Origin of the sequence: Sphaerisporangium dianthi (assembly GCF_042654065.1) — a bacterium.
Classification (GTDB): Bacteria; Actinomycetota; Actinomycetes; order Streptosporangiales; family Streptosporangiaceae; genus Sphaerisporangium; species Sphaerisporangium dianthi.
This window is the reverse complement of the sequence record NZ_JBHSFP010000034.1, coordinates 88,656-98,139: the sequence shown is the minus strand read 5'-3', so window position 1 is coordinate 98,139 and position 9,484 is coordinate 88,656. Positions and strand designations below refer to the sequence as shown.

The window sequence follows — 9,484 nt, the reverse complement described above, 5'->3', positions numbered from 1 at the left end:
GATCGGGGTGCGGTGGCGGGGGTGCTGGCGGGGATCGATCCGGGGTATCCGCTGGTGGGTGTGGTGCATGCGGCGGGGGTGGCCGATAACGGTTTGGTGGGGTCGTTGACGGCTGAGCGGGTGGCGGGGGTGTTGGGTCCTAAGGCTGATGGGGCGTGGCATCTGCATGAGTTGACCCGGGATATGGGGTTGTCGGCGTTCGTGTTGTTCTCCTCGGCCGGTGGTCTGGTGCTGGCCGCCGGGCAGGGGAGTTACGCGGCGGCGAACCTGTTCTTGGACGGGCTGGCGCAGCTGCGGCATGCGCAGGGGTTGCCGGCCACCGCGCTGGCCTACGGTCTGTGGGGTGGCGAGGTGGGGATGGGCCAGTGGCTGGCCGATGCCGACCTGGAGCGGATGCGCCGCCAAGGCCTGCCGCCACTGACCGTGGACGAAGGACTGGCACTGTTCGACGCGGGAGTCGCCTCCGGCCAGGCCAGCCTGGTCCCCCTGCACATCGACACCGCCGCCCTGCGCGCCCGGACCGACCAGCTCCCCGCGCTGCTGCGCGGCCTGGCACCCGCGGCCCGCCGGCGTGCCGCCGTTGGCGGGGCTTCGGACGCGCAGTCGTTCCGGCGGAGGCTGCACGGGCTGGACGAGGCGGGACAGGAGGCGCTGCTGCGGGACCTCGTACGGACGTTCGCGGCGGCCCTGCTCGGATACGCCGGCCCGGACGCCGTCGATCCCGAGCGGGACTTCCTCGAGTCGGGGTTCGACTCGCTGACCTCGATGGAGCTGCGCAACAACCTGAGCGAGGCGACCGGCCTGCGGCTGCCGCCGATGGCGGTCTTCGACAACAGGAACCCGGCCGAACTGGCCCGCTGGCTGCGCGCCGAGCTGGCCGGGGGGCAGGACTCCGGGCGGCGGCTCGACGAGGCGCCGGCCGGGCCGGCGGACATGCTGAGCGAGATGTTCCGCGACGCGGTCCACTCCGGGAAGGCGGAGCAGGGATTCGACCTGCTGCGCGCGGTGGCCAACCTGCGACCGCGGTACGAGTCCGCGACCGATCTGGAGCGCGTTCCCACGGCGGTGCGGCTGGCGGACGGGCCGGGCCGGCCACGGCTGATCTGCCTGAGCACGCCGATGGCGACCGGCGGCGTGCACCAGCATGCCCGTCTCGTCGCGGGCTTCCGCGGCGTGCGCCACGTGTCGGCGGTCCCGCTGTCGGGGTTCGCCGCGGGTGAGGGCCTCCCCGCCTCCGCCGAGGCGGCCGTGGACGTCGTCGCCCGCAGTGTGCTGGAGGCCGCGGAGGGAGAGCCGTTCGTGCTGCTGGGCTACTCCTCCGGCGGCACCCTCGCGTACTCGACCGCGGGTCATCTCGAAGCGAAGCTCGGCGTCCGGCCGGCCGGGGTGGTCATGCTCGACACGTTCGACGTGCACGGCCGCGGCGGCGCGGGGATACCGCTCAACGAACTGGCCCTGGGCCTCTTCGAGAAGGAATCGGCGCTGGGCGGGTTCGACAGCGCTCGGCTGTCCGCGATGGGGCGCTGGGTGGACGTGGTCCCCGAGCTTCTCCTCGGAGAGGTCGACGCGCCCGTCCTGTTCGTCCAGTGCGCGAAGTCGTTCTACGACTCGCCGGACGGCGGGGACACCTGGCGCGCGACGCCGCTGCGGCCGTCGCACACGCTCCGGGCGGTGGAGGCGAACCACTTCACCATGGTCGAGGAGGACGCCGCGGAGACCGCCCGGGTCGTCGAGGAATGGCTGGGACACCTGTCCTGACCCGGTGCCACGTTGCCACGTGCTCGAACCAATCGAATGGGGTGGTCGTATGACCCTGGCACCCAGTGCCAAAGGAACGGTGCCGTTCCGGGAGTATCGGACCTGGTACCGCGTCACGGGAGATCTGCGCTCCGGGCGGCCGCCGCTGGTGGTGGTGCACGGAGGCCCGGGCAGCACGCATGACTACCTGCTCGGTCTGACCGAGCTCGCGCGGGACGGCCAGCCGGTCGTGCACTACGACCAGATCGGCAACGGCGGCTCCAGCCACCTGCCGGGACGCGGGGCCGACTTCTGGACGGTCGACCTGTTCCTGGACGAGCTGGACAATCTGCTGCAGAGGCTGGACATCGCCGACAACTACCTGCTGTTCGGCCAGTCGTGGGGCGGCATGCTCGTGGCCAAGCACGCGGCGTCGCGTCCGCCGGGGCTGCGCGGGCTGGTGATCGCGAACGCCCCGGCGTCCTACCCGCTGTGGCTGCGGGAGATGAAGGTGCTGCGCGCCGATCTCCCGCCCGAGGTGAACGAGACGCTGCTGCGGCACGAGGCGGCGGGCACGACCGGCACCGACGAGTACCACGAGGCCATGCGCTGGTTCTACGAGAAGCACGTGTGCCGGCTGAAGCCGTGGCCGCGTGACTACATGGCCTCCTTCTACGAGATCTACAACGATCCCACCGTCTACTACACGATGAACGGGCCGAGCGAGTTCCACGTGATCGGGACGCTCCGCGACTGGTCCGTGGAGGACTGCTGCGCGGACATCGCGGTGCCGACGCTGGTTCTGTCGGGCCGGTACGACGAGGCGACGCCGGTGACCGTGCGGCCGTTCCACGACCTGATCCCGGACGTGCGCTGGGAGATCTTCGAGGAGTCGAGCCATCTTCCCCACCTCGAGGAACCCGAACTGTTCCTCGAGGTCATGCGGGACTACCTGGTGCGCGTCCCGGAGACCCTGCGGGGCTGAGCCGGCGGATCGCCGGATTTCACCCGTGTGACCACACGTGAAGGGAAACAGGCTGATGCACGATGACCTTCGACCGGGGACCGCGATCGTCTTCCCCGGGATGGGGCCGTCCCGTTTCGAGGACGTCGCCCGGTTCATGCTGATCAATCCGTTCGCCCGGCGGTTGGTGGCCGAGGCGGACGAGGTGCTCGGCTACTCGCTCGTCGACCGGTTCGAGGAGGCCGAGGGCGACTACACCGAGTACGCGCAGGTCGCGTTCCTGGTGAACTGCCTTGCCCTGGCCCAGTGGGGGGAGAGCGAACTCGGCGTCGGCCCGGCGTACTGCGTCGGCCCGAGCTTCGGCGGCAAGGCCGCGGCCGTCTATTCGGGAGCGCTGCCGTTCCGGTCGGCGGTGTCCATGACGGCGCGGTGGGCGCGGGTGCTGGAGGACTACTTCACGCTCGAGCACCGTGACGTGGTGACGCACTCGTTCGCGCGCACCGGCGGGGACCGGCTGGCGGGGATCCTCGCCGACCTGGACGAGCGCGGCGAGTGGTACGACATCTCTTGCTACGTCGACCACGACTTCCACATGGTCTCCCTGCGCGAGGGCATGCTCGACTGGCTGCAGGAGCGCCTGCGCGCGCTAGGGGGGTTGCCGCTGTACACGATGCGGCCGCCGATGCACTCGAGCGCCTTCCGGCCGCTGCGGGACCGGGTGGCGCGGGAGATCCTCGACGGCGTCGACTTCGCCGACCCGGTGGTCCCCATCGTCGCCGACCAGGACGCGCGGCTGGTCACCTCCGGTGCGGGGGTGCGCGAGATGCTCCTGGACGGGTTCGTCGAACCGGTGCGGTGGCCGGCGGTGGTGGCCGAACTGATGCGGCTCGGCGTCGGGAAGCTGTACGTCTCAGGCCCGGACGCGCTTTTCGGACGGGTCGCCTGCACGACCGAGAACTTCGAGGTGGTCGCGATCACGCCGAGGACGGCGCTGCGGCCGAGGCGGCGGGTGGCCGTCTGAAGAGCGAGCCGCCGGAGGTTCCGGCGGCTCGCGCACCGTCAGACCGCAGGCTGGGCCACCGAGGAGAGCGTCCGCCACAGCACCGCCGGCGTGGCGAAGGATTCCATGTTCAACATGTCGTCCACGAATCGCACGTCGTAAAGGTTCTCCAGCGAGGCGAGTAATTCAACCGTGCCCATCGAATCCAATCCGAGGTCGCGCAGACTGCTGTCCGCGTTCAGTTCCTCCTGTGGGTCGAGAAAAGGCAGATGCCTGCGGAGCAGATGATCGAACTGTTGGTCCCACATGAATACTCCCGAATGGTCTCGAACTCTTCTTGTCAATGAGGTAATCGCATGGTCGAGCAGAAATCAACCTCCGCACACCCCTGTTTCCAAGAGGCGGAGAAGATGAACAGGACGTCAGGGGAAGCGCTGTACTCGCGATTTCTCCGCGGCCTCGATATGGGGGCGGACGGGGTCGCCCTCCGGGTGGGCGCCGAGGAGATCCGCTACGCGGAGCTCCACCGGCTCGCGCTGAGGTGGGCGGGTGCGCTGCTGGCCGGCGCCGCCGAGCCGCCCCGCGCGATCGGCGTGCTGGCGGGCAAGGGCGTCGAGGCGTACGCGGGGATCCTCGCGGTCCTGTACACCGGCGCCGCCGTCGTGCCGCTGCATCCGGACTTCCCGGCGGAGCGCACCCGCCGGATGCTGGAGATGTCGTCGGCGACGGCCGTGCTGGCCGACGCCGGGGGACTCGGCGTGCTGTCCGAGATGCTCGCCGACGGGCTGGACATACCGGTGCTGGCTCCCGGGCTGGACGGCGTGGGCGGCGCGGGGCTGCGCCGCATCCCGCTCGACGGCGTGGAGCCGCTGGCCGAGCCCCGGCCGGTGGCCTCGTCCGACACCGCGTACATGCTGTTCACGTCCGGTTCGACCGGCCGCCCCAAGGGGGTGCCGATCACGCACGGCAACACCCGGCACTACTTCCAGCTGCTGGACAAGAGGTACGACTTCGGCCCGCAGGACGTCTTCACGCAGACCTTCGACCTGAACTTCGACTGCGCGATGTTCGACCTCTTCAGCGCCTGGGGGGCGGGGGCGAGCGTCCACCCCATCCCCGCGCAGGCCTACCGGGACATTCCGGCGTTCCTGGCCGAGCGTGGGGTGACGGTGTGGTTCTCCACTCCCAGCAGCATCGCCCTGCTGCGCCGCATGGGCGGCCTGACGCCCGGCGCGATGCCGGCGCTGCGCTGGAGCTTCTTCGCCGGGGAGGCGCTGCGGGAGGCGGACGCCGCCGACTGGCAGGCCGCGGCGCCGGGCTCGGCGGTGGAGAACCTGTACGGGCCGACGGAGCTCACGGTGACGGTCACCAGGCACCGCTGGTGGCCGGACGTTTCGCCGGGCCTGTGCGTGAACGGCCTGGTCCCGATCGGCGCGGTGCACGAGGGACACGAGCACCTGCTGCTCGGCGAGGACGGCGAGATCCGCGACGGCGAGGGAGAGCTGTGCATCACCGGCCCGCAGATGACCAGGGGGTACCTGGATCCCCGCGATGACGAGCAGCGGTTCCTGCGCCACGATGGGCGGCTGTGGTACCGGACCGGAGACCGGGTCAGGACGCTCGGCAACGGCGAGCTGATCTACCTCGGACGGCGGGACTCCCAGGTGCAGGTGCAGGGCTGGCGCGTCGAGCTCGCCGAGGTCGAGCACGCCGTGCGCGCCTGCGAGGGGGTCGTCGACGCCGTCACCGTCACCAAGCCGGTGGACGGGGGGCTGGAGCTCGTCGTCTTCTACACCGGGACCGCGGCGCGCCCGGGTGAGCTGGCCGGCAGGCTGCGGCGGATCCTGCCCCAGGGCATGGTGCCGAAGCACTATCGGCACCTCGAGGAGTTCCCGCTGAACAGCAACCGGAAGATCGACAGGCTGCGGCTGGCGGACGTGGCCGCCGGACTCCCGGCCAGGTGAACCCGGCCCGATGAACCCGTGCGGGCGACCGGCCAGGTGAACCCCCCAAAGTCACCTGGCCAGGCGGTGACTACTGCGCGGCGGGAACCTCGCCGTTGGCGGAGGACTCGTGCCCGTCGCCGCCCGCCTGGTTCTCGCCCGCCTGGTTCTCGCCTGTCGGCCGCCCGTTCGCGCCGATGCTGTCCAGCCAGGTGGACATGGTCTGAACGGCGAGGGCGAGCTGGTGGCCCGTCGGCGCGCGCTCGGGGTCGACGAGCCACTGCGCCATCACGCCCGTGACCAGCGCCTGGTAGAACGAGCCCACGGCCTGCCGCGCCTCGGGGTCGGGTACGAAGTCCGACAGCTCCTGGAAGGTCTTCTCCATGCCGGCGCGCCCCTGCTGGAGGGCTTCGGCCAGCACCTCGCGCAGGCCCGGCTCGTGGTCGGCCTGCACGAAGATCTCGAAGCTCGCCTGGAACAGCGGCCGGTGGCTGGTGAACTGGGTGATGATGCGCGTCCACATCGCCTCGAACCGCTCGAGCGGATCGGCCGACGGGTCGGTCTCGGCGGACAGGCTACGGCCCAGCTCCTCGCTGGACTCGAAGAGTGCGTCGATGACCGCCGCGTTCATCAGCGCGGCCTTCGACCCGTAGTGGTATCCGATCGAGGCCAGGTTGGTCCCGGACGCGGTCACGATGTCTCGCGCGGTCGTGCGGGCGTACCCATGCTGCATCAGGCAGCGCTTGGCCCCGGCAAGCAAGTCTTCACGGTGTCCCATGGCTCTCATTATACAAACATTTGTCTTATACATATAGGTGAACGTGCGCAACCCGGCGTGTCGCCCCGGGGCCGCCCGGGTGCTCTCCCCCTTCCCCGGGCGCGCCGCACGCCTTGGCCGGCCGAATCCGATAGGGGGGTGCTCATTTCCCGAGTAGGGGTGTGACAGACGTATGTCCATGGTTAGCCTTCTCGCCATCGGATGGCATGGGATTCGTGCCGGAGAATCGCGCGCCGTCGATCCGAGACTCGCATTGTCAATCCGGCACGGGGAGCAGCGTTGGAAATTCCAGGGAAATCTGCGACCGGCCGCGAAGAATTCGTCCACACATTGCTGGACGACGCCGAGGCGAACGCGCCGGACGCCCGCGCCGTCAGTGATTCGGCCGGTGACTACAGCTATTCGCGGCTGGCCGGGCTGAGTCGCGCGTTCGCCGAATGGCTGGCCCTGCGAGGGGTCGGCCACGGCGACAGGGTGGTGGTGCTCCTGCCGAGCGTGCGGGAACTGGTCGCCATGTTCTACGGCGCCTCCCGCAGCGGCGCGATCTTCGTGCCGCTCAACCCGGCGATGAAGGACTTCCACCTATCGTCCGTGCTCGGCAACGCCGAGCCCGCCTTGATCGTCTCGACCGGGCCCGCCGCCGAGCGGCTCTCGCGGATCGCCTCCGTCCCGGTCCACGACCTGCGGCGGATGTGGCCGGAGATCGAGGCGCTCGCCGAGCGCGACGCCCCCGCCGCCGGCGCGGTCCCGGCCGTGCGGCCGGAGGACGTCGCCGCCCTCATCTACACCTCCGGCAGCACCGCGGCGCCGAAGGCGGTGGTGTGCCCGCACGCCCAGGTCACCTTCGCGTCGCGCGCCATCAACGCCGTGCTGGGGTACCGGCCCGACGACGTCGTCTTCTGCCGGTTCCCGCTGTCCTGGGACTACGGCCTGTACAAGGTGCTGCTGTCCTGCCTCGGACGCTCCGAGCTGGTGCTGGCCGGCGAGGAGACCGACCTGATGCTGATGGAGCGGATGAAGCGGACCTGCGCCACCATCGTGCCGATCGTCCCCTCGCTGGCCTCGATGATCGTCACGCTCGCGCTGCGCGAGCAGGGCACCCCGCCGCCGGTGCGCATGTTCACCAACACCGGCGCGGCGCTGCCGGCCTCCACGATCGCCGCGCTGCGCGCGGCGTTCCCCGGCGTGCGCATCGTCCGCCAGTTCGGCCAGACCGAGTGCAAGCGCATCTCGATCATGCCGCCCGAGCAGGACGAGGAGCGTCCGGCCTCGGTCGGCCGCCCGCTGCCCGGCACCACCGTGCTGATCCTCGACCCCGACGGCCGGCCGGTGCCCGCCGGGGAGGTGGGCGAGATCGTGGTCGCCGGGCCGCACGTCATGCCCGGCTACTGGCGCGCGCCGGAGCTGACCGCGCGCACCTTCCGCCGCGACGCCGCCACCGGCGAGCCGCGCCTGCACACCGGCGACTACGGAAGCCTCGACGAGGACGGCTACCTCTACTTCGAGGGCCGCCGCGACGACATGTTCAAACGCAAAGGCATCAGGATGAGCACCATCGAGATCGAGGCGGCCGCCATGGACGTGCCCGGAGTGCGCACCGCCGCCGTCCTGCCCCCCGCGGAGGGCCGTGACCTGGTCATCTTCGTCGAGAGCGAGATGGCGCCGCACGTCGTGCTGAAGGAGCTGGCGCAGCGGCTGGAACCGGCCAAGGTGCCGGCGATGTGCAAGGTCGTGCCCGACCTCCCGCTGACCCTGCACGGCAAGAACGCGCGCGAGGCGCTCGTCGCGATGCTCGGCGGGAGCGCCCGGTGAGCCGCCACGCGGAGCTGGCCGCGCGGTTCGGGACCCCGCTGTACATCTACGACCTGGACGAGATCGAGGCGGCCAGGCGCGAGCTGTTCGACGCCCTCCCCGAGGAGTTCGAGCTGTTCTACGCGCTCAAGGCCAACCCCCACCCCGAGGTGGCCCGCGCCACGCGCGACGGCGGCGGCCGGGCGTGCCGCGCGGAGATCAGCTCGACCGGCGAGCTCGGCGCCGCGCTGGCCGCCGGGTTCCGGGCCGGGGACTGCCTCTACACCGGGCCGGGCAAGACCGCCACCGAGCTGCGCGAGGCGATCGGGCTCGGGGTGCGCATGTTCTCCACCGACTCGGTCACCGACGTGCGGCACGTCGGCGAGGCGGCGCGCGCGCAGGGCGTCGTCGCCGACTGCCTGCTGAGGATCAATAGCGCCTCGGCCAGCGCCACCACGAGCATCAGGATGACCGGCACCCCCTCGCAGTTCGGCTTCGACAGCGAGACGCTGGCGGACGTGCTGCCGGAGGTGCGCGCCGTGGAGGGCGTGCGCGTCGCGGGCATGCACTTCTTCCCCCTGAGCAACGCCAAGGACGAGTCGAGCCTGATCGGCGAGTTCCAGCACACCATCGAGCTGGCCGCCGCGCTGGCCAGGGACCTCGACCTTCCCCTGCGGGTGCTGGACATCGGCGGCGGGTTCACGGTGCCGTACGCGGTGCCGGGCGAGCGCGGGCGCTACCCCAAGCTGCGCGGCGAGCTGGAGGCCGCGCTGGACGTGCACCTGCCGCACTGGCGCACCGGACGGCCCTGGCTGGCCTGCGAGTCGGGACGGTACCTGGTGGGCGCGAGCGGCACCCTGGTCGCCGGCGTCACCAACGTGAAGGTGAGCCGGGGCCGCAAGTTCGTCATCCTGGACGCGGGCATCAACACCCTCGGCGGGATGTCGGGGCTCGGCAGGCTGCTCCCGGTCGCGGTGCGGCCGTCGGATGGGTCGGCGGTGGAGTCCGCCAGCCTGGTCGGTCCTCTTTGCACACCGGGCGACATCCTCGGCAGAGAGATCGAGCTGCCCGAGCTGGCCCCCGGAGACCTGGTCACGATCCCCAACGCCGGCGCCTACGGCGTCACGGCCAGCCTGCTGATGTTCCTCGGCAGGCCGGCGCCCGTCGAGGTGATCGTCCGAGGCGACCAGATCGTGTCGGCCTCCCGCATCGAACCCCGTCGCTCGTACAGCCTCTGAGCCGGTCGGAAACCGGCGGGGGACAGGAGGGAT

Annotated in this window: 8 protein-coding genes; 6 read left to right on the top strand and 2 right to left on the bottom strand. The window is 70.9% G+C overall.

Translation table 11 applies throughout. From position 1 onward, the window contains the following. The 3 genes from ACFO60_RS33630 to ACFO60_RS33620 form a co-directional block, all read left to right on the top strand. Positions 1–1,758, top strand: a 1,758-nt coding sequence (locus ACFO60_RS33630) for a KR domain-containing protein (protein WP_380848874.1), incomplete at its 5' end; no start/stop codon positions are given. A 49-nt stretch (positions 1,759–1,807) separates the two neighbouring features. Beyond that, positions 1,808–2,722, top strand: coding sequence for a proline iminopeptidase-family hydrolase (locus tag ACFO60_RS33625; protein ID WP_380848871.1), 915 nt, complete (start codon positions 1,808–1,810; stop codon positions 2,720–2,722). A 55-nt stretch (positions 2,723–2,777) separates the two neighbouring features. Beyond that, positions 2,778–3,722: an ACP S-malonyltransferase gene (locus ACFO60_RS33620; RefSeq protein ID WP_380848868.1), complete on the top strand. Its 945-nt coding sequence runs from the start codon at positions 2,778–2,780 to the stop codon at positions 3,720–3,722. A 38-nt stretch (positions 3,723–3,760) separates the two neighbouring features. Here ACFO60_RS33620 and ACFO60_RS33615 read toward each other — a convergent pair whose 3' ends face one another. Continuing rightward, positions 3,761–4,009 (bottom strand): phosphopantetheine-binding protein, encoded by a 249-nt coding sequence (locus ACFO60_RS33615; protein ID WP_380848865.1) that lies wholly within the window; start codon positions 4,007–4,009, stop codon positions 3,761–3,763. Positions 4,010–4,111: 102 nt separating this feature from the next. Here ACFO60_RS33615 and ACFO60_RS33610 point away from each other — a divergent pair, with 102 nt between their 5' ends. Beyond that, positions 4,112–5,665, top strand: coding sequence for an AMP-binding protein (locus tag ACFO60_RS33610; protein ID WP_380848862.1), 1,554 nt, complete (start codon positions 4,112–4,114; stop codon positions 5,663–5,665). A 70-nt stretch (positions 5,666–5,735) separates the two neighbouring features. Here ACFO60_RS33610 and ACFO60_RS33605 read toward each other — a convergent pair whose 3' ends face one another. Beyond that, positions 5,736–6,422 carry a TetR/AcrR family transcriptional regulator gene (locus tag ACFO60_RS33605; RefSeq protein WP_380848859.1) on the bottom strand — a complete coding sequence of 229 codons (687 nt, stop codon included), beginning with the start codon at positions 6,420–6,422 and terminating at the stop codon, positions 5,736–5,738. Between the two features lie 279 nt (positions 6,423–6,701). On the opposite strand from ACFO60_RS33605, the gene ACFO60_RS33600 reads away from it, so the two are divergent. Both ACFO60_RS33600 and ACFO60_RS33595 read left to right on the top strand, forming a co-directional pair. Further along, positions 6,702–8,234, top strand: coding sequence for an AMP-binding protein (locus ACFO60_RS33600; protein WP_380848856.1), 1,533 nt, complete (start codon positions 6,702–6,704; stop codon positions 8,232–8,234). Beyond that, positions 8,231–9,451: a type III PLP-dependent enzyme domain-containing protein gene (locus ACFO60_RS33595; protein ID WP_380848853.1), complete on the top strand. Its 1,221-nt coding sequence runs from the start codon at positions 8,231–8,233 to the stop codon at positions 9,449–9,451. The genes ACFO60_RS33600 and ACFO60_RS33595 overlap by 4 nt, the downstream gene beginning before the upstream one ends. Positions 9,452–9,484 lie beyond the last annotated feature (33 nt).